This window comes from Frateuria terrea (assembly GCF_900115705.1).
GTDB lineage: Bacteria > Pseudomonadota > Gammaproteobacteria > Xanthomonadales > Rhodanobacteraceae > Frateuria_A > Frateuria_A terrea.
The window spans coordinates 139,453-161,932 of record NZ_FOXL01000008.1 but is presented as its reverse complement, the minus strand read 5'-3'; the positions used below and the strand labels follow the sequence as shown (position 1 = coordinate 161,932).

Sequence of the window (22,480 nt, the reverse complement as noted above, 5' to 3'; positions counted from 1 at the left end):
GTTCCTCAAGGGGGTTCAGCCTGCCTGCTGGTCGAGTTGGCGCAGCCGCGATTGTTGCTGGCGGGTGCGCGACAGGAGTCGCTGCAGTCCCGGCGAGTTGGGGGCCTGTTCCAGCGCCTGCCTGAGCTCCAGGCGCGCGGCGTCGAGCTCGATCGCCGCGCCGGCCAGGCGTGGGTCGCCGGGTTTCCAAGTCGTGTGAGCGGCGGCCGCGACGGTGACCTGCGGCTGGCCTGGCGAGTGGCTTTGGCGCAGGCTCAAGCCCACTGCGAGCAAGCTCAGGCCGGCAAAGCTGGCGGCAAGCAGCCAGCCCGGGCGAGAGCTTGAGCGCGCCGGCGCCGCCGGTTCGAGCGCGCTGTCGATGCGCGCCCACAGGTCGCTGCGAGGTGCAACCGGCGTGCGCAGTTCGCGCAACTGGCGTCGCCATTCGAATTCGTTCATGACGGTTCTCCGGGTTCGAGCATCCGGCGAAGCAGCGCGCGAGCGCGATGCAGTTGCGCCTTGGATGTACCGACAGCCATGTCCAGCTCGCTGGCGATCTCCTCGTGGCGCCAGCCCTCCACGTCGTGCAACACCAGCACCGCTCGCGCGCGGGGCGGCAGCTTTGCGATGGCGCGTTCCAATTCCTCGCGTTCGGCGGCGCAGAACGGGACTTCGCCGTGGTCCGGCAGCTCGTCCTCGTCCATGAAGCCGACCGGCTGCGCGCCGCGCGAGCGGATGTCCATCAGCGCCACGTTCACAGCAAGGCGGTAGAGCCAGGTGCCGAAGGCGCTTTCGTGGCGGAAGTCGGCAAGTTTCTGCCAGGCCCGCACGAAGGCGTCCTGCGTCAGGTCCTCGGCGCGTGCGTGGTCGTAGCCGGCCAGGCGGTACACCGCACCGTAGACGCGGTCGATGTGCTGGCGGTACAGCCGCTGGAAAGCCTGTCGATCGCCTCTGGCCGCGGCGCGCGCGTCATCGGCGTCGGACCACGCAATGGGCGGTGGCGGCATCGGGCTTCCGGTAGCGAGGCAGGCGGTGTCCATCTTGCCAGCTTGGATGCGCGGTGGCGGCGGAACGTTTAAGGCGCCCGGTGCCGTTCACCTTCCGTGCGCCGCTCAACGGCAGCGGCTCAAGGGCATGCGTTCATGCGAAGCGCAGGCGCGCAGCGCCGGAGCCAAAGCAAGCCCCCCAAAACCGCACACCCGGCACTCTCCCGCGAAGGAGAGAGTGCCGACAGGCGGGTGAGGGTTCGGGCGGAGCGAGCTGACCGGCTACCGAACCGTCGTCTCGACCCTCTTCCGAAAGGCAAAGGGCTCAGGCGCGGCTCAGGCCGTGGCGGCGCGGGGCGCGGTGTCGGCGGACAGACCGCTGGCTACGCGCCGCTGCTCCTGGCGCAGGCGTTCGGGCAGGCGCGTGCCGAAGGTATCCAGGTACGCGCCGATCGCGTCGAGCTCGGCTTGCCAGCCGGCCGTGTCGATATCGAGCAACTCGGTGGCGGCCTCGCGTGGAAGATTCAAGCCGTCGAGCTTGAGCTCGCCCTCGGCCGGCACGATGCCGACCGGGGTCTCCACGCCGCGGGCCTTGCCTTCGACGCGGTTGATCATCCACTCCAGCACGCGCAGGTTCTCGCCGAACCCCGGCCACAGGAACCTGCCGTCCTTGCCCTTGCGGAACCAGTTGACGTGGAAGATCTTCGGCAGGTTCATGCCGGGCTGGTCGAACGACAGCCAGTGCGCGAAGTAATCGCCGTAGTGGTAGCCGCAGAAGGGTTTCATCGCCATCGAATCGCGGCGCAGCACGCCGACTGCACCGGTAGCCGCAGCGGTCGTTTCCGAGCCCATCGCTGCGCCCATCAGCACGCCATGCGCCCAGTCGCGGGCCTCCATCACCAGCGGCAGCAGCGACGGACGGCGGCCGCCGAAGACAATCGCGTCGATCGGCACCCCCTGCGCGTCCTCGGCCTTTTCAGACCAGGTCGGGCACTGTTTCGCGCTTACGGTGAAGCGCGAGTTCGGGTGCGCCGCCGGACCGTTGGCCGGATCGTACGGACGTCCCTGCCAGTCGGTGACTGGCGTGCCAGGCAGGCCTTCCCACCAGGGCTGGTTGTCGGCGGTGACCGCAACGTTGGTAAAGATGGTGTCGCGCGAGATCGACTGCAGCGCGTTGGAGTTGGTGGCCGTGCTGGTGCCCGGCGCCACGCCGAAGAACCCGGCCTCCGGGTTGATCGCGTACAGGCGGCCGTCCTCGCCGGGACGCATCCAGCAGATGTCGTCACCGACGGTCCAGACCTTCCAGCCATCCCTGCGGTAGCCCTCCGGGGGAATCAGCATCGCCAGGTTGGTCTTGCCGCAGGCAGAGGGGAAGGCGGCGGCGATGTAACGCGTCTCGCCCTGGGGATTTTCGATGCCCACGATCAGCATGTGCTCGGCCAGCCAGCCTTCATCGCGGGCCTGGTTGCAGGCGATGCGCAGCGCATGGCACTTCTTGCCCAGCAGCGCGTTGCCGCCATAGCCCGAGCCGTAGGACTTGATCGTGCGCTCTTCGGGAAAGTGCATGATGAAGCGACGCTCAGGATCGAGTTCGCCGGTGGAATGCAGGCCCCTGACGAACGTCCCTTCGCGCTCGATGCGCTCCTGCGCGGCTTTGCCCATGCGCGTCATGATGCGCATGTTGGCCACCACGTATGGGCTGTCAGTGATCTCCACGCCGCAGCGCGACAGCGGCGAGCCGATCGGGCCCATGCAGTAGGGGATCACGTACATCGTGCGACCTTCCATGCAGCCGTCGAACAACGCGTCGATCTTGGCGTGGGCCTCGGCCGGGTCCATCCAGTGATTGTTCGGGCCGGCGTCTTCCTCGTTCTTGTGGCAGACGAAGGTCAGGTGCTCCACGCGCGCCACGTCGGAGGGGTTGGAACGGTGCAGGTAGCAGCCCGGATGGGTTTGCTGGTTGAGCTCGATCAGGGTGCCGTCGGCCAGCATCTCCTTGACCAGTTGCTGGTACTCCGCCTCGGAACCGTCGCACCAATGGATCTTCGCCGGCCGCGTGCGCGCCGCCACCTCGTTCACCCAGCGCTCGAGCGCTTCCAGCTTGCTGGCCATGATGTCCTCTTCAAGGTCTTAGGAAAAAAGGGTTCCGGAACGCTAGTTTGCGTGCACTGGTATTGCAAGGTTGAGCGCAGCAAAAGGCATGCGCGGGCGTGCGCGCACCGCGCCCCTGAAGGGGTTATCAGGCCGGAATCAATGTCGCGATCATGTGTTCCACGTAGGCGTCGAAGTCCTCGTGGCTGATGCGCGGAAGGCCAAGCGTGAAGTTCAGCTGCAGGAAGCCCACATAGGCGGCGTAGGTCAGCCGCGCACGATTGAGCGCTTCGGCCGGGGGCAACCCGGCCTCGCGGAACGCGGTGGCAAGGAATTCGGTGCGACGCTGCGAAACACGCGCCATGACCGGCACCACCAGCGGGTGATCCAGCGCCTTGAGCAGGGCAGCGTAGACGCGGTGCGGCTGCACCTCGTGCGCCACGCGGCGGAACAGCTCGGGCAGCCGCTCGCGTGGATCTGAAATGGCCTCGATCTGCGCGATCACTTCGCGCTCGCCGTACTGCTCCCATCGCTCCAGCGCCGCCTGCAGCAGCGCCTCGCGGGTACGGAAGTGCCAGTAGAAACTGCCCTTGGTGACGCCCAGCCGGCGCGCCAGCGCTTCCACCGCCAATGCCCCGACGCCCTGCTCGGCGATCAGGACCAGGGCTGCGTCTTCCCAGTTCTCGGCAGATAGACGGGTGCGTTCGGACTTGCTGCTGGCATTCATCGGCACATGGTAGCGCTTGTGACGGCGACAGGCGCGGGACGCGCCGGCGGCCCGTGACCAAATCCCCTTGGCATGGCCGGCGGTTGGTCGGATGGCGGTTGACGGGCCTTCTGTCGCCAATCCATACTCATGCGTATGGTAACGATCCGCACCAGCACCTTCCCGAGCCATGACGGCCTGCCGCTGGCGGTCGACGTGCGTGGCACTGGCGCACCGGCGCTGCTGTTCGCGCACGGCTTCGGCCAGACCCGCGGCGCATGGAACGCCGCCGCCGACGCACTGGCAGCCCGCGGTTGCCGCTGCATCACCTTCGACAGCCGCGGCCATGGCGAGAGCGGCCGAGTGGCAGGCGGTGACTACCACATGGACCAGTTCGCCGGCGATCTGATGGCGCTCGCGCGGGTCCAGCCGGAACCGCCGATCCTCGTCGGCGCCTCGATGGGCGGCCTGCTGGGCCTGGTGCTGGCCGGCGAAGCGCGCCCGGCGCCGTTCCGTGCACTGGTGCTTGTCGACATCACGCCGCGCTGGGAAACCGCCGGGGTCGAACGCATCCTGGCCTTCATGCAGGCCTATCCGGACGGTTTCGCCGATTACACCGAGGCGGCCGAGCAGATCTCCGCCTACCTGCCGCAGCGACGCGAGCGCAAGCGCGAAGAACAGCTCAAGCCGCTGCTGCGCGAGGGCGCCGATGGCCGCCTGCGCTGGCATTGGGATCCGGCGTTGCTGGAGGACGTGGTGCGCGAGAGCGAACGTTACCAGCCACGCCTGCTCGCCGCCGCGGCGCGCGTGGACGTGCCGGTGCTGCTGCTCTCGGGTGAACGCAGCGACGTGGTCTCGCGCGAGACTGTGGCCGAGTTCCTGAAGCTGGTGCCGCATGCACGCCACGTGGAAGTACCTGCTGCCACGCACATGCTCGCCGGCGACGCGAACGATGCGTTTACGCACGAGATCGCCAGGTTCATCGAAGATGTTTTCCCGGGGGGTGCCGTGCGCCGCCCGACCATTCCGCAAGAGGTGCATTGAAATGTCCGTGTTCCTGACTTTGCTGGCAGCGCTGGTCGCGAGCGGCGCCTGCGCCTACCACCGTACCGGCCTGCGCACCTGGGCGATCGCCACGGTGGCGACCACGCTGGTGGTTGGCCTGCTGACCGGCGCCTGGGCGACGATGATCGTGCTGCTCGTCATCGAGCTGCTGATCGCGGTGCCGCTGCTGATGCCCACCTTCCGTCGCCGCCAGATCAGCGCGCCGCTGCTGAAGATGTTCGCCCGCGCCACGCCCGCGCTTTCGGCCACCGAGCAGACCGCGCTGGAAGCAGGCACGGTCGGTTTCGAAGGCGAGCTGTTTTCCGGCAAGCCGGACTGGAAGCAGCTGCTGAAGCAGCCCAAGCCCGAGCTCAGCACCGAGGAGCAGGCCTTCCTCGATGGCCCGGTGGAAGAGCTCTGCGCAATGATCGACGACTGGCAGATCACCCACGAGCTGGCCGACCTGCCGCCGGAAGTCTGGGAGTTCATCAAGAAGAACAAGTTCTTCGGCATGATCATCCCGAAGCAGTACGGCGGCCTGCAGTTCTCCGCGCTGGCGCACTCGGCGGTGCTGCAGAAGCTGTCCACGGCATCGGCGACCGTGTCCTCCACGGTGGCGGTGCCCAATTCGCTGGGGCCGGCCGAACTGCTGCTGCACTACGGCACCGAGGAGCAGAAGAACCACTACCTGCCGCGCCTGGCCGTCGGCGAGGAGATTCCCTGTTTCGCGCTGACCGGGCCCTACGCCGGCTCCGACGCTACCTCGATTCCCGATTACGGCATCGTCTGCAAACAGATGGTCGATGGCGTCGAGACACTGGGGGTGAAGCTCACTTTCGACAAGCGCTACATCACGCTAGCGCCGATCGCCACGGTCATCGGCCTGGCCTTCCGTATGTATGACCCGGAGCGCCTGCTGGGCGAGACGGAAGACCTGGGCATTTCGCTGGCCTTGCTGCCGCGCTCCACGCCGGGGCTGGGGATCGGCAGGCGCCACTTTCCGCTCAACATTCCGTTCCAGAACGGTCCGGTCCACGGCAAGGACGTGTTCGCGCCGATGTCGACGTTGATCGGCGGGCCGAAGATGGCCGGCCACGGCTGGCGCATGCTGGTCGAAGTGCTTTCGGTGGGCCGCGCCATCTCGCTGCCCTCCAACGCCACCGGCGCAATGCGCGCCTCGGCCGCCGCGACCGGCGCCTACGCGCGCATGCGCAAGCAGTTCGGCCTGGCGATCGCGCGTTTCGAGGGCGTGGAGGAAGCACTGGCCCGCATCGGTGGCCTGACCTATGCCACCGCAGCGCTCTCGCGCGCCACTGCGGCAGCGGTCGACCGCGGTGAGAAGCCCGCAGTGACCTCGGCGATCGCCAAGTACCACGCCACCGAATGGGCTCGCCAGGTCGCCGGCGACACCATGGACGTGCACGGCGGCAAGGCCGTGCAGCTGGGCCCGAAGAACTACGCTGCGCGCGGCTGGGAAAGCGTGCCGATCGCGATCACCGTGGAAGGCGCGAACATCATGACGCGCAGCCTGATGATCTTCGGCCAGGGCGCGATCCGCTGCCACCCCTACGTGCTCAAGGAAATGCAGGCGCTTTCGATCGCCGACTACGGCGAGAAGCTGCGCACCTTCGACCGGTTGCTATTCGGCCACATCGGGTTCGGCATCTCCAACGCCGTGCGCAGCTTCGTGTTCGGCATCACCGGCGCTTCGATCGGCCAGTCCGCGGGTGACGCCTACACCCGGCGCTACTACCGCAAGCTCGACCGCTATTCGGCCGCGCTGGCACTGTGCGCCGACGTGTTCATGGGCGTGCTGGGCGGCAAACTGAAGTTCAAGGAGAAACTCTCGGCGCGCCTCGGCGACGTGCTGTCCTACCTGTACATCGCAAGCAGCATGCTCAAGCGCTACGAGGATACCGGTCGTCCGGAAGCCGACCGGCCGCTGCTGGCCTGGGCCTTCCACGAGTGCATGTGGCGCACGCAGATGGCGCTCGATGGCGCGATCCGCAATTTCCCCGTCAAGCCGGTCGGCTTCCTGCTGCGCGTGCTGGTGTTCCCGTTCGGCCGCCGCGAAGTGCCGCCGTCGGACCGCCTGGGCCGTCGCGTAGCCGCAATCCTCACCGCGCCAGGCGAGGCGCGCGACCGGCTCGTCGACTGGGTCTACCTCACGCCCACGCCGAACAACACGATCGGCCGCATGAACACGCTGCTGCCGGACGTGATCGCCGCCGAGCCGGTCGAGCGCAAGTTCGGCAAGGCACTCAAGGCCGGCCAACTGAAGGCGCACGACTACGAAGGCCAACTGGCCGCGGCCGTGCGTGAAGGGGTGCTCACCGATGCCGAGGCCGCCCTGCTCAGGCGCGTGCGCGATGGCGTGTTCGAATTCATCTCGGTGGATGATTTCGACCCCGCCGAGCTGGGCGCGAAGGTCACACGCGCGGACCGCAGGCACGAATCGGAACCGCAGAAGCGTATCGCCTGAGCGAAGCCCTAGGTTGTAGCCCTCTCCCCCTCGGGGGAGAGGAAGCATGCGTTCGGCAAAGCGTGGACTGTGAGGCGGCGCGCGCCCGGGGAAGCCGAGGGCGTTAGGTCGCCAGCACGCAGCGATTCTTGCCGCCATTCTTTGCCTGATACAGCGCACGATCTGCCGCCTGGATCAACGCTTCATCCCCACCGGTCCGGGCTGACCACAGCGCAATGCCGACGCTGGCGCTGACGTTCGCCACGAAGCTGCCCTGCGCCGACACGAGCGGATAAGGCTCCGCCAGGCTGGCGCCCAGTTCATGGCAGCGCTTCATCAGGACCGGTACGTCTTCCAGTTTGCCAATGATGAGCGCGAACTCGTCGCCGCCCAGTCGCGCCACCGTGTCGTCCGCGCGCAGGTTTAGCTTCAGCCGCGCCGCGATCGCCTGCAGCAGCGCATCGCCGGCTGGGTGACCGTGACGGTCGTTGACACCCTTGAAGCCGTCGATGTCCAGCAGCACCAGCGCAAAACCGGATCCACCTTCGAGTGCGCGTCGCATGGCGGTGTCCAGGCGGTCGTGGAACAGCGTGCGGTTGGGCAGGCCGGTGAGCATGTCGTGGGTGGCCTGGTGGCGCACCTGGGCTTCGACGCGCTCGCGTTCGGCAATCTCCAGCTGCAACTGGTCATTGCGTTCGGAGAGTTCCTCCAGCGTCTGCTCCAGCTTCACGCGCGCGGCGTAGAGCTCGAGGAACACGCGCACCTTCGACTGCAGCACCAGATCGTTGACCGGCTTGGCGATGTAGTCGACCGCGCCGTGGCGATAGCCTTTGAGGCGGTTGACGTCGTCGACGTAAGCGGCGGTGACGAAGATGATGGGCGTGTCCTTGAGCTGGTCGGCTTCGCTGAGCAGGGTGGCGACCTCGAAGCCGTCCATGCCGGGCATGTTCACATCGAGCAGAATCAGCGCGAACTCGTGCTCCAGGCACAGCGCCAACGCCTCGTTCCCACTGGCCGCCTCGTACAGCTGCGCACCGCTGCGAGCGAGCAGGCGGCGCATGGCCACGCGGTTGGCAAGGGTGTCGTCGGCCACCAGGATCTTCGGCGCGGTCGTGGTCATCGTCGAGCGCTGGCACACCTGTTTCGTTGGGGTGCCCGATCATAACGACCGGGACCGGCATTGGGCTGAACGGGGGCGCGCCTTGCGCAAGCTGCAAAGGCTCGACCGATCTGCGGAATGGACGGCTAGACCTCCAGCCAGCTCCGCACCAGCGCGGCCAGCCTGCCGATGTCGATCGGCTTGGATAGGTAGTCGTTGGCGCCGGCCTCCAGGCATCTCTCGCGGTCGCCCGGCATCGCCCGCGCAGTGAGCGCGATGATCGGCAGTTGCGCGCGCCCATGCTGGCTGCGGATGGCGCGGATCGTTTCGTAGCCATCCATGCCGGGCATCATGATGTCCATCAGCACCAGGGCCACGTCGGCGCGCTCGTCCAGCACGCGCAACGCCTTGGGAGCATCGGCCGCCATGCTCGCTTCGAGGCCCCAGCCGCGCAATACCTTCGATAAGGCGAACAGGTTGCGCATGTCGTCGTCGACAAGCAGTACATGGCGCCCATTCAGCGATGCCGGCAGGGCGGCGCCTGCTGGTGCCGTGGCGGACGATGGCGCCATCGCGGCGGCCGCCCGTGCCCGGCCGGCTGGCTGGCCGAGTGCTTGCAGGAACTGACGGACTTCCTCGCGCAGCCGTTCCGGCGAGCGCGCGCCCTTTACCACGATGGCGTCGGTGTACTGGCGCAGGTGGCGGCTGTCTTCCTCGCTGAGCTCGCGGCCGGTGTAGACCACCACCGGCGGCAGGCCCTGGGCACGGCCGGCCAGCCGATCCAGCAACTGCATGCCAGACATGCCGGGCAGGCCCAGGTCGAGCACGATGCAGTCGTAGCGCTGGTGCGCCGTGCGTTCGAGGGCTTCTTCCGCGGAACCGGCTTCGTCGATGGCGACCTGGTAGCCACCGAGCAAGTGACGCACGGCGTAGCGCGCGTCGGCATCGTCGTCGACCACCAGCAGCCGGCCCTGGCGACCATCGAGCAGCCGCTCGAACGCGTTGGCGATCGCTTCGCGGGTGACCGGTTTGACGAGGAAGCCGACTGCGCCCAGCTTGCGTGCGCGATCGACGCCCTCGGCCGAGGAAATGAAGTGCACCGGTACCGCGCGCGTGGCCGGATCGGAACGCAACCGTTCGAACACCGCCCAGCCATCCATACCCGGCAGCGCGACATCGAGCAGCACGCCGCTGGGCTGGTGTTCGCGCGCCAGTGCCAGGCCGCTCTCGCCGTCGGCCGCCAACAGCACGCGGCAGCCCTTGCGGTGGAGCATGTCGGCCAGGATCCGCGCGAAGGCCGGGTCGTCCTCGATCACCAGCACGCTGGCGTCGCCCGGAAGCAGATCACTGCGGTCGTCGTCGATCAGGCCCGGTGGCGCGATGGCGCGCACGGGTCGCGGCTCGGATGCTGCCGAAGAGGCTGCCGTCGCGTGCTCGGGCAGCAGCACGGTGAAGGTGCTGCCCTGGCCGGATTCACTGGCCAGCGTGATGGCGCCGCCCAGCAGCTCGCAGATGCGCCGGCAGATTGCCAGGCCCAGGCCGGTGCCGCCGTACTGGCGGCTGGTGCTGGCGTCGACCTGCTCGAAGGCGTTGAACACGCGCTGGTGTTTCTGCGGCGCGATGCCGATGCCGGTATCGCGCACGCTCAGCGCCACCAGTGGCTGGCCAGCCAGTTCGGGGGGCACGGGAAGGTCCGCGTCCGGCCGGCCGATACGCAGGTGCACGCTGCCCCTGGCGGTGAACTTGAAGGCGTTGCCGAGCAGGTTGTTGGCCACCTGTTCCAGCCGCGCCCCGTCGGTGGGCAATACGGTGGGAACGTCCGGCTCGATGGTCAGGCCGAAGTCGAGCCCCTTCTCCTGCGCCACGTGGTTGAACGTGCGCCGCAGCGCGCGGGCGAAGTCGGCCAGGTGCAGCGGCTCGATCACCAGTTCCATCTTGCCGGCCTCGATCTTGGAAAGGTCCAGGATGTCGTTGATCAGCCGCAGCAGGTGACTGCCGGCGTCGTGGATGATGCGCGCCGACTCGACCTCCTCGGGGTCCAGATGTCCGCCTTCGTTCTCGGCCAGGCTGCGCGAAAGGATCAGCAGGCTGTTGAGCGGCGTGCGCAACTCGTGCGACATGTTGGCCAGGAAGTCGGACTTGTACTGGCTGGCGCGAGCCAGCTCGCCGGCCTTCAGTTCGGTGTCGCGCTGCAGGTCCTCCAGCACGTGGCGCTGCAGGTCGAGGCTGGCGGTGGTGTCGCGCAATTCCTCGTTGGAGACCAGCAATTCCTCGGCCTGGCGGCGCAGTTCGTCCTCGGAGGCGATCAGGCGTTGCGACTGCTCTTCCAGCTCCAGCGTCTTGGCGTGCAGCGCGTCGTTGCTCTCGCGCAGCACGTTCTTCTGCTGGCGCATCAGCAGTTCCGAAGTGCGCAGCTCGTCGGCCTGCTCGCGGGTACGCTCGAGCAGTTGCCGGGTATCGATCGCGCGGGTGAGGTTTTCCTGGGTCAGCGAGACCTGCGGCAGCAGCGCATCGAGCAACTCGCGCCTGCGGCCGGTGATCGGCGTGAATCCGGCCAGCTCCAAAACGCCGGTGACGGTGCCCAGGTACACCACCGGCAGCAGCATGACGGTCGAAGGCGCCGCCTCGCCGCTGCCGGAGCGGACGTGCGGATAGTCGGCCGGCACCTCCAGCTCGATCGGCTTGCCCTCCAGCAGGCATTGGCCGACCAGCCCCTCGCCATGCACGGGTGCGGGCGACGAAGGCGGCAGGCCGTAGCTGCCGATCCGTTGCAGCAGCCCGGACTGCGCGTCGTGCAGGTGGTAGAGCGCCACGCCGACGCCCATCAGCGGCGCCAGTTCGCTGGTGAGGCAGCGGCCGAAGTCGTGGTAGCTGGATGCCTCCTGCAGCCGCCGCGCGATGCGAGAGGACTGCGACTTCACCCAGTCCTGCCGGTCCAGGTCCAGCATTATCTGCTTGAACACCTCCAGCGCCCGCGCGATCTCGCCGATCTCGTCGCGCCGTCCCAGCCGGGTGATCACCACGCTGGGGTCGCGGCGCGCCAGCTGGTTCATGATGTCGGTGGTCTGGCGCAGCGGGCGGATCACCGTGAGGAAGGTCAGTCGCAGCACGTACAAGCCGAACAGCAGGCCGGCGGCCACCGCCAGGATGTTGATCACGCGCAGGGTGCGCAAGGTGCCACTGAGCGCGGCATTGCGCTCGGCCAGCATGGCCCGCTCGGTATCCGCCATCTGCGTGAGCGCGGCGCCAATGTCCAGCGAGCCTACCTTGCGCTGCGCAAGGTAGGCATTGCGGATGCGCATGCGCTCCGCCAACGTGGCGGCCGGCTCGCCTGCGGGCAAGGCATGCAGCGGCCGGATGACCAGGCGGTCGGCTTCGTCGCTCCACTGTGCCACCTGGGCCTGCAGCCGGTCCAGCCGCGACAGTTGCAAGGGATTGTCGGCCATCAGGACGCGCAGCCTGGCGATGCCGCCATCCAGTTGCGGGCGCGCCTGCTGCCAGGCAGCCAGTTCGGCGGCGTCCGGCGACAGTATGTAGCCGCGCGCGGCGATCAACCCCTTCTGGCTTGCCAGCTGCGCCTGGTCCAGGGCAAGCAGCACGTCATAGGTGTGCTGTGCCCAGTGGCGGGTCCGCTCCTGCTGTCGAAGGGTGGCCAGGGTGGCCACGCTGGTCAGCAGGAACAGGCCCAGCAGAGGGCAGATCGCCAGCAGAATCTTGTAGCGGCCGGGCAGGTTCGCGAGCCAGGAATACCGATGGAATGCCTGCGTTGCCGCCATGCTGTTACCGTCTGTGGAGGTGGGCCGGTCCAGCTTAGCTTTCGGCCGGGCGGCTGCGCGTCAACGCCGCCAGCGCGGCGGCACCAGGTTGCCACGGCGCAGAGCGACCACCAGCAGCGCCGCCGAGGTGAGCGAGCACAGCACCAGCGCGACAACCGACGCTTCCGCGCCGAACACGCCGCCGCTCAGCCAGTCCGGGCCGCTGCGGGTGGACACCAGCCAGCCGTCGGCCCTGGTGCCCGACACCGGGATGCCGTAGACCGTGCCCTGCACGAAGTTCCACGCCGCGTGCAGTCCCATGCACACCCACAGCGAACGCGTGACCAGATAGATCAGCGCCAGCAGGATGCCGGCCTCGATGGCAATCGCCAGCCCGGCCCACAGCGTGGCGCCCGGATTGTTCAAGTGGACGGCGCCGAAGAACAGCGCCGAGACGAGCAAGGCGATCCAGCTGCCCAGCCCTTCCTCGGTCATGCGGTAGAGCACGCCACGGAACATGATCTCCTCGCCGATGCCCGCGCCGAGGCCGACCGTCACGGCGGCGACCAGCCAGTGCGCATCCGGGTGGGTGCCGACCACGTGATAGCTGCCCAGCAGCCAAAGGACGCCGACGACGGCGCTGAACAGCAAGGCGCCCGCGACCAGCCCGAGCGCGCCGTCGGGGGCGAGCCGGCGCAGCGACAGTTCGGCCACCGGCCGGCGCTCGATCAGCTTCACCAGCAGCAGGTAAGCGAGCAACGGCACCACCGCGCGGAAGCCGAATTCGCGCAGTCCCTTGATGAGCAGGCTGTCGGCCGGCCCATGCGGGATGACCCAGAACACCATGCTGAGCGCGACCACCAGCAAGACGAAGAACGCGATCCTCGCGACCGGCGAGAACACCAGCCAGCGTTGCCAACGCGGAGCCTGGGTGGGCGTGGTGAAGGCGAGTTGATATCCGTGCATGCAATTCCCCCGTGGTGAAAGGGGAACGCTAGCAGCGCGTCGGACAGGTGCCCAGTGGAGGAGGTCACCCGCCCGAGGCGCCTCCTGCCTGGCCGGCTACACCTCGACCGAGGCTGCGTGTTCGCGCGTGGCCGAGAATCGCACCTGCGGCCAGCGCTCCTGCGCCAGCTGCAGGTTGACCCGCGACGGGGCGAGATAGACCAGTTCGCCGGCCGCGTCGATGCCGAGGTTCATCGCGTTCTTCTCGCGGAATTCCTCCAGCTTCTTCGCATCGTCGCAATGCACCCAGCGCGCGGTGACCACGCCGACCGGGTCGAACGAGGCATCCACGCCGTACTCGTCCTTCAATCGGTAAGCGACCACGTCGAACTGCAGCACGCCCACCGCGCCCAGCACCAGGTCGTTGCTCATCAGCGGGCGGAAGAACTGCGTGGCGCCTTCCTCGGACAGCTGCGCCAGGCCCTTCTGCAGGGCTTTCATCTTCAGCGGGTCGCGCAGGCGGGCGCGGCGGAACAGCTCCGGCGCGAAGTTGGGAATGCCGGTGAAGGAAACCGGCTCGCCCTCGGTGAAGGTGTCGCCGATCGAGATGGTGCCGTGGTTGTGCAGGCCGATTACATCGCCGGGGTAGGCACTCTCGACGATCTCGCGATCCGATGCCATGAACGTCAGCGCGTTGGCGATGCGCACCTCCTTGCCGGTGCGCGTCTGGATCATCTTCATGCCGGCCGAGTAGGTGCCCGAGCACACGCGCATGAAGGCCACGCGATCGCGGTGCGCCGGGTCCATGTTGGCCTGGATCTTGAACACGAAGCCGGTCAGCTTCTCCTCCTCCGGCTGCACCTCGCGGCCCAGCGTGGCGCGTGGGCGCGGCCCGGGCGCGTGCTCGACGAAGAAATCCAGCAGCAGCTGTACGCCGAAGTTGTTCACCGCCGAGCCGAAAAACACCGGCGTCAGCTTGCCGGCCTGGTACTGCTCCAGGTCGAACGGATTGGACGCACCCTGCACCAGCTCCAGCTCGTCGCGCAGCTCGGCCAGCATGTCGGCGCCGACCGCCGCTTCCAGTCCGGGCGCGTCCAGGCCCTTGAAGATGGTCGAGTCCTGCCGCGTGAAGTTCTTGCCCAGCTCGAACACGTGCACTTCGTCGAGCAGCAGGTGATACACGCCCTTCAGCCGCTTGCCCATGCCGATCGGCCAGGTCACCGGCGTGCAGGCGATGCCGAGCACCGACTCGACCTCGTCCAGCAGCTCGATCGGCGAGCGGCCCTCGCGATCGAGCTTGTTGATGAAGGTCATGATCGGCGTGTCGCGCAGGCGGCACACCTCCATCAGCTTGATCGTGCGCTCTTCCACGCCCTTGGCGCAGTCGATCACCATCAGCGCAGAATCGACCGCGGTGAGCACGCGGTAGGTGTCCTCGGAGAAGTCCGCGTGGCCCGGCGTGTCGAGCAGGTTGACGATCTTGCCCTCGTAGGGGAACTGCATCACCGAGGAGGTGACCGAGATGCCGCGTTCCTTCTCCAGCGCCATCCAGTCGGACGTGGCGTGCCGCGCGGCCTTGCGGCCCTTGACGCTGCCTGCCATCTGGATCGCGCCGCCGAACAACAGCAGCTTTTCGGTCAGCGTGGTCTTGCCCGCGTCAGGATGGCTGACGATGGCGAAGGTGCGGCGGCGGCGGGTTTCTTGGGCGTGCGAGGACATGCGGGCGTCGGAGCGGGATTTGAACCGCCCATTGTAGCCGGATCGGACCTGCCGCCCGCCGGGAGCACGGGCGACCGCCACATGGCGTTCACACGTGCGCAACAGCCAGCGGGCGTAGCGTCGCGCGCGCGCCGCATACGCGTGCGCGCCCTGTCGCAAGGAGGTGGGCCATGAAACGTGTCGCCATGCTGTTCGCGTCGTTGATGATGCTGTCCGCGGTAATGGGTTCGGCTTTCGCGCAAGAGGCCAAGCCGTACAGGGAGGGGCCGGTCAGGCAGGTGAGCTTCATCAAGGTCAAGCCCGGCCAGTTCCACAACTACATGAAATACCTGGACGGCCCCTACAAGGCGGCGATGGAGGCCAGCATCAAAGCCGGACTGATCACCGGTTACTCGGTCTACCAGGCCCAGCCAAGGACGCCGCAGGACGCCGACCTGATCCTGGCGGTGACCTATCCGAACATGGCGGCGCTCGATCGCACCGACGAGGCCGATGCCATTCGCGCGAAAGTGATGGGTTCGCTCCAGGCGCAGGACAAGGCCGCCATGGACCGTGAATCGATGCGCGAACTGCTCGGCAGCCAGTTGATCCGCGAGCTGATCCTGAAATAGAGCGCCGACTCTGCATCACCGAAAGGCCCTCGCCGATGTGAGGCCTTTCGGGTCACCGGCTGGGGGCGCCCAGTAGGTCCTCGTAGAACGCACCGAAGGGCTCGGTGGGGTGGGCGATCTGGATTTCCAGCACCCACAGGCCCGGCGACGGCGTGCCCTCGAGGTCGCCCAGGTCGCCGGCCTTGTGCACGGCGTGCGGGAAGTCGCCCAGGCGGTGACCTTTGATCGCGTGGTTGAAGCGCCAACCCATGGCATCGGCGCGTTCGACCGCGAAGGCGTACAGCGCGCGGCCATCCAGGCCTTGCGTGCGCCAGGCCTGCGCCACCTCGTCGAACAGCTTGCGGGCGGCCTCGGCGCAGGCGCGCCGCTCCGGCGCCTCGCCCATCACGAAGGTATCGCCCACGTCGCCTTCGTGGCCTCGGAAAACCAGGCCCAGGTCGATGAAGTAGATGTCGTTCTCGCCCAGCCGTACCGAGGGATCGGAGCGCTGCCGGTAGGTCTTGAGCGTGTTCGCGCCGATGCGGATCACCACCGGATGCCATAGCCGTTCCACGCCCAGTTCCTCGAACACCTGCATGGCCTGGACCTTCGCTTCCTCTTCGCTGATGCCCGGGCGCATGCGCTCGCGGATGCCACGCAGGGCGGCCCAGCACTGCGTGCGGGCGTGCTGCATCCGGGAGGAATCGAAGCGTTCGCCGACGGCTTCGCGCTGGTTCATGGGCGATGTCCTGGGGCAGGGCAGCCATCATGGCAGGAGCACGCGCGGCACGCCCGTGGTTCGCCTGTGCGTGACGCCGGCTTGATCCGCCGTTAGCAGGCGCCGGCGTAGCGTGCCCGCGCCGGGTTCGGGATGAGGTCGACAGGGGCGGGCGGGAAGCGACCCCGGCCATAATCAACCTCTGGAGTATCGGCCATGAAAACCGCAATGCTGGCTGGCGTGCTGGCGGGTTTGTTGGTGCCTGCCGCCGCGTTTGCGCAAAATCCCATCGACGGCACCTGGAAGATCGACATGAGCAAAGTCCATCTTCCGACCAAGCCCGACGTGCTCGTGCTCAAGGACGGCATGTTCCAGTGCAAGACCTGCGTACCGCCGATCAAGGTCAGGGCCGACGGCACCGATCAGCCAGTCAGCGGCCACCCCTACTTCGATTCGATCGCGGTGGAGGTGGTGGACAAGCACACCGTCAAGGAAACCGACAAGAAGAACGGCAAGGTGGTCGCCACCGACACCACGACGGTGGCGCCGGACGGCAAGAGCGCCACCTTCGAGTTCAGCGACAGCAGCGCCAGCCAGGGCGCACCGGTCACCGGCAAGGGCAGCATGACCCGCGTGGCCGCCGGCCCGGCCGGTTCGCACGCGCTGTCCGGTTCATGGCGCACCAGACACATCAACAGCATGTCGGACAACGCGCTCACGATGAGCTTCAAACAGGACGGCGACACGCTGAGCATGCACAGCCCGACCGGCCAGTCGTACACGGCCAGGCTCGATGGCACCGATGCGCCATTCAAGGGCGATCCGGGCGTGAACAGCGTCAGCGTGCGCAAGAGCGGCAAGCACCGCTACGTGGAAACCGACAAGCGCGACGGCAAGGTGGTGAGCATCGCCACCATGACGCTGCATCCTGACGGCAAGACGATGGATGTGGCGATCGACAACAAGCTGCGCGGCACGACCATGTCATTCGTGGCGATGAAGCAGTGATCGATCGGCGGCAAAGCGCGGCGCTTGCCGCCGCGCCTTGGTGCAGCTCCCTTCAGCCGCCGGTAGCATCTGCGCGGAACGTCACCACCAGCACGTCCCGATGGGCGGGCAGGCTCGGATTCTTCGGCGTCACCGCGGTGACGCCGTGGAACACGCGTGCGTCGTCCACCAGCGCGGCATCCAGTGGATGGACCAGCGTGAAGCTGCCGAGCAGGCGGCCGTCGGGGGCATGGATGGTGGTGGTGCCGCTCTCGATGTTGGTCCGGTCGACCAGCAGCACCAGCACGTAGTCCACGCCATCGCGATGCACCCCTTCGGGCGTGGGTTCGCCGGCCTCGTCGGCGCGCGCCTCGATGCGGAACTGGTGCACCTCCACGCGCCAACGATCGACCTGCGGCGCGAGCCCCCCGAAGAAGCCGTGGCAGAAGCCGAGGATGCGGCGCAGGCTCGGGCCGTCGGCGACGATAGGCTCGAACCAGCGCTCGATGTCGCCCTGCAGCGTGTTGTAGGTCTTGCTCTGGTAGTGCGGCTGGTCCGGTTCGCGGCGGACGCCCTGCGCATCGGCCGCGAACACCGCATGGCGCCGCCGCCGGTGGCGGCCGACCGAGGCGAGGTAGGCATCCGGCGCGAGCGTGTCCCAGCTGGCGGTGAAGGTTGCCCAGTCGGGCAGGGTGGCGGCATCGAGCAGATCGCGCATCGTGTCGGCGGTGGCGAAGGCGAAGCCATCCTGGCGAAGCTGGTCGTACAGCGCTGGGAGTGCCGTGGTCATGGATGGGGCGCGCGGGAGGGGGCCACAGCATACGCCCGCGCGCGACCCCGAGCCCTCTCCCTGCGGGAGGCCGATCTGGAGCCCTTTCCCTCCGGGGGAGAGGGTTGGGTGAGGGGCCCGGGCTCGCGGAGAAGCTTACTGATACAGCGTGGCCCCTCTTTCGTTCTGTGGCAGGCCAGCCGCAGGGGCCGCCCTTCGCCGCAGCCCTGTCCTCGGAGATGGGAGGGGCGGAGGTTGAGGAATGCGCAAAGGACATCCAGACGTCTAGACGTCTATTGACACGAAGGTGCGGGACGACCAGAATCCACCCCACTCATCGAGACCGGCGGAGGGATAGGCCCTTTGATGCCGGGGCAACCTGCGGGAAGCGTTCCCGCCACGGTGCCAATTCCTGCGGGGCGCGTGAGCGCCACCGAGAGATGGGCGCGATTCGTCGCCGACGGCTTACCGTCGGCGAGGGGTGGCGACCTTTCCGGTTCCCGCGGGCGATGCCACGGAGAACCGCATGACCGCCCAGCTGCAGCCACTGTCCACCTCGTCCGTCGCCCCGCTGCCGTGGGTGGACGCGCGCAAGGGTGGCCTCACGTCCCGGCGCAGTACGCGGCAACTGGTGCTTTCCCCGAAGTACGGCCACGGCGCGCGTAGCGTCGACGTGCGCTATCTGTGGTGCGGCGCGGCCGATGCACCAACGGTGATCGTGCAGGGCGGAATTTCCGCCAGTCGCGACGTGACGGCCTTCGATGGCACGGAGGGCTGGTGGCAGGCGCTGGTCGACAGCGGCGCCGCCATCGATCTGGACCGCTGCCGCGTGCTCTCGATCGACTGGCTCGGTGCAGACGACCTGGGCGTCGAGGCGATTTCCAGCGAGGACCAGGCCGATGCGCTGGCCGCGCTGCTCGACGCACTGGGCATCCATCGCGCCCATGCCTTCGTCGGCGCTTCGTATGGCGCGATGGTGGCGCTCGCCTTCGCCGCGCGCCATCCGCGCGCCGTGGACCGGCTGGTGCTGCTGGCTGGCGCGCACCGCCCGCATCCGCTGGCCTCGGCCCAGCGCAGCGTGCAGCGCGGCATCGTGCGGCTGGGCCTGGCTCATGGGCAGGCCGACGAGGCGCTGGCGCTGGCGCGGCAGCTCGCCGTGACCACTTACCGCGGCCGCGAGGAGTTCGGCCGCCGCTTCGCCGGCGCGCCGGAGTTCCGCGGCGGCCGTTTTCGCCTGCCGGTGGAGGATTACCTGGAGCACCAGGGTCGCCGTTTCGTCGAGCGTTTCGATGCCCGGCGCTTCCTGGCCCTGTCCGAATCGATCGACCTGCACGAGGTCACGCCCGAGCGTATCCCCACCCCCTCTACGCTGGTCGGCTTCGCCTCCGACCTGCTGGTACCGCTGGCCGACCTGTGCGAACTGCAGCGGCGCCTGCACGGCCCCACCACGCTGGAAGTCCTCGAGTCGCCCTACGGCCACGACGGCTTCCTCAAGGAAACCCACCAGCTCGCGCCGCTGCTGCGCGCCGCGCTGGCCTGACCCTACGGAGCAATCCCCATGAGCGAATCGGCCCCCTGCACCCGCGCCGTGCGCGCCGGCATCGAAACGGATACGCAGCACGGCGCGGTCGTGCCGCCGCTGCACCTGTCGACCAACTACAGCTTCGCAGGCCTGGGTTTCGATGGCGTAGGCGGCAAGCGGCCGTACGACTACTCGCGCAGCGGCAACCCCACCCGCGACCTGCTCGGCAATGCGCTGGCCGAACTGGAGCTTGGCGCCGGCGCGGTGGTCACCGCCAGCGGGATGGCGGCCGTGGCATTGGCGCTGGAACTGGTGCCGGCCGGCGGCCTCGTGCTGGCCGCGCACGACTGCTACGGCGGCACCTGGCGGTTGCTCGACGCATGGGCGAAGAAGGGCCGCTTCGAGGTCGCGTTCGTCGACCTCACCGACCGCGCGGCACTGGCCGACGGTCTTGCGCGCAAGCCGGCGCTGGTGTGGGTGGAGACCCCCTCCAACCCGCTGCTGCGCATCACCGACATCCGCCACGTGGCGCAGGCCGCCCATGCGGGCGGTGCGCTGCTGGCGGTGGACAACACGTTCCTCTCGCCTGCGTTGCAGCAGCCGCTCGCGCTCGGTGCGGACGTGGTGGTGCACTCGACCACCAAGTACATCAACGGCCACAGCGACGTGGTCGGCGGCGCGGTGGTGGCGCGCGATGCCGCGGTCGCCGGGCAGTTGAAGTGGTGGGGCAATTGCCTTGGCCTGACCGGTGCGCCGTTCGACAGTTTCCTTACCCTGCGCGGCTTGCGCACGTTGGCCGTGCGCCTGCGCCAGCACCAGGAAAACGCCCTGCGCATCGCCGAGTACCTGGCGATGCACCCGGCGGTACGCACCGTGTATTACCCGGGTCTGCCGGGCCATTCGGGCCATGCGCTGGCCGCGCGCCAGCAGCAGGGATTCGGCGCCATGCTCAGCTTCGAACTGGAAGGCGGCGAGGCCAACGTCGCCGCTCTGGTCGATGGCCTGGAGTTCTTCTCGCTGGCCGAATCGCTGGGCGGCGTGGAAAGCCTGATCGCCCATCCGGCCTCGATGACCCACGCCGCGATGGCGCCCGAAGCGCGGCGCAACGCCGGCATCGCCGACACACTGCTGCGGGTGTCGGTCGGCATCGAGGATGGCGACGACCTGCTGCTGGATCTCTCGCGTGCGCTCGAGCGCGCCGCGGCCGCCAAGCCGTCCAAACACCGGGTGAGTGCATGAACGCAGTGCTGGCGGACTGTTGTCGTACGCAACCGACGCCCGCCATTGCCGTGGTGCTGCTGGGCACCGGCGTGGTCGGCGGTGCGTTGCTCAAGCTGCTCGACACGCCGGCCGCCGCGCCGCTCAGGCTGGTCGGCGCCGCCAATTCGCGCCGCCAGCAGACCGATCCCGGGCGGCTGGCCCAGCGCAACCTGCGCGAGCAACTGCGCAGCCAGGGCGAGGCGCGCGACGATGCGGCGCTGTTCGCCGCACTGGACTCCAGTGGTGCGCCGGTCAGGGCGATCATCGACGCCACCGCCAGCAGCACGCTCGCCGCGCGGCATGCGACCTGGCTGGCGCAGGGCTACCACGTGGTCACCGCGAACAAGGCGCTGGCCGGCGGCGAGCTGGCCGGCTGGCGCGCGCTGCAGGCCGCGCTCGCCCAGGGTGCACGCTATGGTGACGCGGCTACCGTCGGCGCCGGCCTGCCGGTGCTTTCCACGCTCCGCCGTCTGCGCGGCTGTGGCGATTGCCTGCTCACGCTCGAAGGTGTGTTCTCCGGCTCGCTGTCCTACCTGTTCAACCAGTACGACGGCAGCCGCCCGTTCTCTGCCTTGCTCGCCGAGGCGCGCACGCTTGGCTATACCGAACCGGATCCTCGCTCGGACCTGTCCGGCGAAGACGTAGCGCGCAAGCTGCTGATCCTGGCCCGCCATGCAGGCTTCGCGCTGGGCAGCGACGAGGTGGAAGTGGAAAGCCTGGTGCCGCCCGCGCTGTGTGAGGTCGACACCGCAGCCTTTCTCGATCGCCTGGCCGAGCTCGACGCGCCGCTGGCCGAGCGCCATGCACAGGCGGCCGCGCGCGGCAACGTGCTTCGCTTCCTGGCCCGCCTCAATCAGCGCGGCCGCGCCCGCGTCGGGCTGGTCGAAGTGCCGCCGACGCATCCGGCCGCGCGGCTTTACGGCACCGACAACCAGTTCGCCCTCACCACCACCCGCTACAACACCCAGCCGATGGTGATCCAGGGGCCCGGCGCGGGCCCCGAGGTGACCGCGCAGGCGTTGCTGGGGGATGTGTTGGCGTTGGTCTGAGGCGGCAGGTCCCTTCGACTTGCGCGCGGCAACGGCTCATTGCCGGCGGATCCGGGCCTGGAACGGCTCCTTGCCGGCGGATTCACCCGTCGACCGCTAGCGTCCGCTGGCCATGCCCCCGCGTCCCTTACCCAATCCCTTCGGCGTCCCGTTGGCCAAGCCGGTGGACGAGGTGCCGGCCGGCACGCTCACTACGCTGCGGCACAAGGCGCGCGGCTGCCGGGCCTGTCCGCTGTGGCGCTACGGCACGCAGACCGTATTCGGCCAGGGTCCGGCCGCCGCGCAGGTGATGCTGATCGGCGAGCAGCCGGGCCTGCACGAGGATCGCGAAGGCGTGCCCTTCGTCGGCCCGGCCGGGCAACTGCTCGACCGCGCGCTGGGTGAGGCGGGACTGGATCGTTCGGCGCTCTATCTCACCAACACCGTCAAGCACTTCAAGTACGAAACGCGCGGCACAGCCAAGCTGCACAAGCGCGCGAACGCAGCCGAGCAGGCCGCCTGCCGCATGTGGCTGGCCGCCGAGCTGCTGCGGGTGAAGCCGAAGCTGGTCGTGGGGCTGGGCGCGATGGCGGCGCAGACGATGTTTGGCAATGCCTTCCGCATCACCCGAGAGCGCGGGGTATGGCGACCGCTGGGCGAGGGTGCGCAGGGGCTGGCGACCTGGCATCCGTCGGCCGTGCTGCGCATGCCCGAGGAGCAGAAGCGACACGCGGCGTTCGGGGAACTGGTGGCGGACCTGCGGGCGGTCGCCGGCGCGCTGGAGGAATGGGCGTAGGGCGGCTCGGGGCGCGGTCCGCTTG

At 68.4% G+C, this 22,480-nt stretch carries 18 protein-coding genes and 1 riboswitch; of the genes, 8 read left to right on the top strand and 10 right to left on the bottom strand.

The features are described 5' to 3' along the window. Window positions 1-15: 15 nt before the first annotated feature. The 4 genes from BMZ38_RS14860 to BMZ38_RS14845 form a co-directional block, all read right to left on the bottom strand. The gene (locus BMZ38_RS14860) at window positions 16-438 is read right to left on the bottom strand and encodes a hypothetical protein (protein ID WP_091339411.1); all 423 of its coding nucleotides are present in this window, start codon (window positions 436-438) and stop codon (window positions 16-18) included. Beyond that, a complete protein-coding gene (locus tag BMZ38_RS14855; protein ID WP_091339408.1) occupies window positions 435-986 on the bottom strand; it encodes an RNA polymerase sigma factor in 552 nt (183 codons plus the stop codon). Before BMZ38_RS14855 ends, BMZ38_RS14860 begins: the two co-directional genes overlap by 4 nt. 315 nt (window positions 987-1,301) lie before the next feature. Further along, entirely contained in the window at window positions 1,302-3,077 is a 1,776-nt protein-coding gene (locus BMZ38_RS14850) for a phosphoenolpyruvate carboxykinase (GTP) (RefSeq protein WP_091339405.1), read from the bottom strand. A gap of 127 nt (window positions 3,078-3,204) precedes the next feature. Continuing rightward, window positions 3,205-3,783 (bottom strand): TetR/AcrR family transcriptional regulator, encoded by a 579-nt coding sequence (locus tag BMZ38_RS14845; RefSeq protein ID WP_091339402.1) that lies wholly within the window; start codon window positions 3,781-3,783, stop codon window positions 3,205-3,207. 129 nt (window positions 3,784-3,912) lie between these two features. Between BMZ38_RS14845 and BMZ38_RS14840 the strand changes: the two genes are divergently transcribed. Together BMZ38_RS14840 and BMZ38_RS14835 are read left to right on the top strand one after the other, a co-directional pair. Then, on the top strand, window positions 3,913-4,806 hold the full coding sequence (locus BMZ38_RS14840; protein ID WP_091339399.1) for an alpha/beta fold hydrolase: 894 nt from the start codon (window positions 3,913-3,915) through the stop codon (window positions 4,804-4,806). Window position 4,807: 1 nt separating this feature from the next. Then, complete coding sequence (locus BMZ38_RS14835; protein WP_091339396.1) at window positions 4,808-7,288, top strand: acyl-CoA dehydrogenase; 2,481 nt, start codon at window positions 4,808-4,810, stop codon at window positions 7,286-7,288. A gap of 103 nt (window positions 7,289-7,391) precedes the next feature. Here the strand turns inward: BMZ38_RS14835 and BMZ38_RS14830 are convergent, their stop codons facing one another. The 4 genes from BMZ38_RS14830 to BMZ38_RS14815 all read right to left on the bottom strand — a co-directional run bounded on the left by BMZ38_RS14830 (window position 7,392) and on the right by BMZ38_RS14815 (window position 14,785). Further along, on the bottom strand, window positions 7,392-8,387 hold the full coding sequence (locus BMZ38_RS14830) for a diguanylate cyclase domain-containing protein (protein WP_091339393.1): 996 nt from the start codon (window positions 8,385-8,387) through the stop codon (window positions 7,392-7,394). Window positions 8,388-8,512: 125 nt separating this feature from the next. Beyond that, window positions 8,513-12,142: a response regulator gene (locus tag BMZ38_RS14825; RefSeq protein ID WP_091339390.1), complete on the bottom strand. Its 3,630-nt coding sequence runs from the start codon at window positions 12,140-12,142 to the stop codon at window positions 8,513-8,515. Between the two features lie 60 nt (window positions 12,143-12,202). Further along, the gene (locus BMZ38_RS14820; protein WP_091339388.1) at window positions 12,203-13,087 is read right to left on the bottom strand and encodes a CPBP family intramembrane glutamic endopeptidase; all 885 of its coding nucleotides are present in this window, start codon (window positions 13,085-13,087) and stop codon (window positions 12,203-12,205) included. Between the two features lie 96 nt (window positions 13,088-13,183). Next, the gene (locus tag BMZ38_RS14815; protein ID WP_091339385.1) at window positions 13,184-14,785 is read right to left on the bottom strand and encodes a peptide chain release factor 3; all 1,602 of its coding nucleotides are present in this window, start codon (window positions 14,783-14,785) and stop codon (window positions 13,184-13,186) included. Between the two features lie 170 nt (window positions 14,786-14,955). On the opposite strand from BMZ38_RS14815, the gene BMZ38_RS14810 reads away from it, so the two are divergent. After that, window positions 14,956-15,396, top strand: a complete 441-nt coding sequence (locus tag BMZ38_RS14810) for a hypothetical protein (protein ID WP_091339382.1) — start codon at window positions 14,956-14,958, stop codon at window positions 15,394-15,396. 52 nt (window positions 15,397-15,448) lie between these two features. On the opposite strand, the gene BMZ38_RS14805 is transcribed toward BMZ38_RS14810, so the two are convergent. Further along, complete coding sequence (locus tag BMZ38_RS14805; protein ID WP_091339379.1) at window positions 15,449-16,114, bottom strand: M24 family metallopeptidase; 666 nt, start codon at window positions 16,112-16,114, stop codon at window positions 15,449-15,451. Window positions 16,115-16,309: 195 nt separating this feature from the next. Here BMZ38_RS14805 and BMZ38_RS14800 point away from each other — a divergent pair, with 195 nt between their 5' ends. Then, on the top strand, window positions 16,310-17,101 hold the full coding sequence (locus BMZ38_RS14800) for a hypothetical protein (RefSeq protein ID WP_175483751.1): 792 nt from the start codon (window positions 16,310-16,312) through the stop codon (window positions 17,099-17,101). A 52-nt stretch (window positions 17,102-17,153) separates the two neighbouring features. Here BMZ38_RS14800 and BMZ38_RS14795 read toward each other — a convergent pair whose 3' ends face one another. Further along, the gene (locus BMZ38_RS14795; protein ID WP_091339377.1) at window positions 17,154-17,870 is read right to left on the bottom strand and encodes a 2OG-Fe dioxygenase family protein; all 717 of its coding nucleotides are present in this window, start codon (window positions 17,868-17,870) and stop codon (window positions 17,154-17,156) included. 310 nt (window positions 17,871-18,180) lie between these two features. Beyond that, a riboswitch (SAM riboswitch) is annotated at window positions 18,181-18,296 on the top strand. Between the two features lie 79 nt (window positions 18,297-18,375). Here BMZ38_RS14795 and metX point away from each other — a divergent pair. The 4 genes from metX (at window position 18,376) to BMZ38_RS14775 (ending at window position 22,455) form a co-directional block, all read left to right on the top strand. After that, a complete protein-coding gene (gene metX, locus BMZ38_RS14790; protein WP_091339373.1) occupies window positions 18,376-19,389 on the top strand; it encodes a homoserine O-succinyltransferase MetX in 1,014 nt (337 codons plus the stop codon). A gap of 18 nt (window positions 19,390-19,407) precedes the next feature. Continuing rightward, entirely contained in the window at window positions 19,408-20,610 is a 1,203-nt protein-coding gene (gene metB, locus BMZ38_RS14785; protein WP_091339369.1) for a cystathionine gamma-synthase, read from the top strand. Next, window positions 20,607-21,680, top strand: a complete 1,074-nt coding sequence (locus BMZ38_RS14780; RefSeq protein WP_091339364.1) for a homoserine dehydrogenase family protein — start codon at window positions 20,607-20,609, stop codon at window positions 21,678-21,680. Before metB ends, BMZ38_RS14780 begins: the two co-directional genes overlap by 4 nt. 112 nt (window positions 21,681-21,792) lie before the next feature. After that, the gene (locus tag BMZ38_RS14775; protein WP_091339360.1) at window positions 21,793-22,455 is read left to right on the top strand and encodes a UdgX family uracil-DNA binding protein; all 663 of its coding nucleotides are present in this window, start codon (window positions 21,793-21,795) and stop codon (window positions 22,453-22,455) included. Window positions 22,456-22,480: the final 25 nt, after the last annotated feature.

Coding starts and splice junctions, on each gene's coding strand:
- BMZ38_RS14805 (WP_091339379.1), bottom strand. CDS start 16,114: ATGAACCAGCGCGAAGCCGTCGGCGAACGCTTCGATTCCTCCCGGATG.
- BMZ38_RS14810 (WP_091339382.1), top strand. CDS start 14,956: ATGAAACGTGTCGCCATGCTGTTCGCGTCGTTGATGATGCTGTCCGCG.
- BMZ38_RS14775 (WP_091339360.1), top strand. CDS start 21,793: ATGCCCCCGCGTCCCTTACCCAATCCCTTCGGCGTCCCGTTGGCCAAG.
- BMZ38_RS14855 (WP_091339408.1), bottom strand. CDS start 986: ATGCCGCCACCGCCCATTGCGTGGTCCGACGCCGATGACGCGCGCGCC.
- BMZ38_RS14815 (WP_091339385.1), bottom strand. CDS start 14,785: ATGTCCTCGCACGCCCAAGAAACCCGCCGCCGCCGCACCTTCGCCATC.
- BMZ38_RS14800 (WP_175483751.1), top strand. CDS start 16,310: ATGAAAACCGCAATGCTGGCTGGCGTGCTGGCGGGTTTGTTGGTGCCT.
- BMZ38_RS14850 (WP_091339405.1), bottom strand. CDS start 3,077: ATGGCCAGCAAGCTGGAAGCGCTCGAGCGCTGGGTGAACGAGGTGGCG.
- BMZ38_RS14845 (WP_091339402.1), bottom strand. CDS start 3,783: ATGAATGCCAGCAGCAAGTCCGAACGCACCCGTCTATCTGCCGAGAAC.
- BMZ38_RS14820 (WP_091339388.1), bottom strand. CDS start 13,087: ATGCACGGATATCAACTCGCCTTCACCACGCCCACCCAGGCTCCGCGT.
- metB (WP_091339369.1), top strand. CDS start 19,408: ATGAGCGAATCGGCCCCCTGCACCCGCGCCGTGCGCGCCGGCATCGAA.
- BMZ38_RS14840 (WP_091339399.1), top strand. CDS start 3,913: ATGCGTATGGTAACGATCCGCACCAGCACCTTCCCGAGCCATGACGGC.
- BMZ38_RS14835 (WP_091339396.1), top strand. CDS start 4,808: ATGTCCGTGTTCCTGACTTTGCTGGCAGCGCTGGTCGCGAGCGGCGCC.
- BMZ38_RS14860 (WP_091339411.1), bottom strand. CDS start 438: ATGAACGAATTCGAATGGCGACGCCAGTTGCGCGAACTGCGCACGCCG.
- BMZ38_RS14780 (WP_091339364.1), top strand. CDS start 20,607: ATGAACGCAGTGCTGGCGGACTGTTGTCGTACGCAACCGACGCCCGCC.
- BMZ38_RS14830 (WP_091339393.1), bottom strand. CDS start 8,387: ATGACCACGACCGCGCCGAAGATCCTGGTGGCCGACGACACCCTTGCC.
- BMZ38_RS14825 (WP_091339390.1), bottom strand. CDS start 12,142: ATGGCGGCAACGCAGGCATTCCATCGGTATTCCTGGCTCGCGAACCTG.
- BMZ38_RS14795 (WP_091339377.1), bottom strand. CDS start 17,870: ATGACCACGGCACTCCCAGCGCTGTACGACCAGCTTCGCCAGGATGGC.
- metX (WP_091339373.1), top strand. CDS start 18,376: ATGACCGCCCAGCTGCAGCCACTGTCCACCTCGTCCGTCGCCCCGCTG.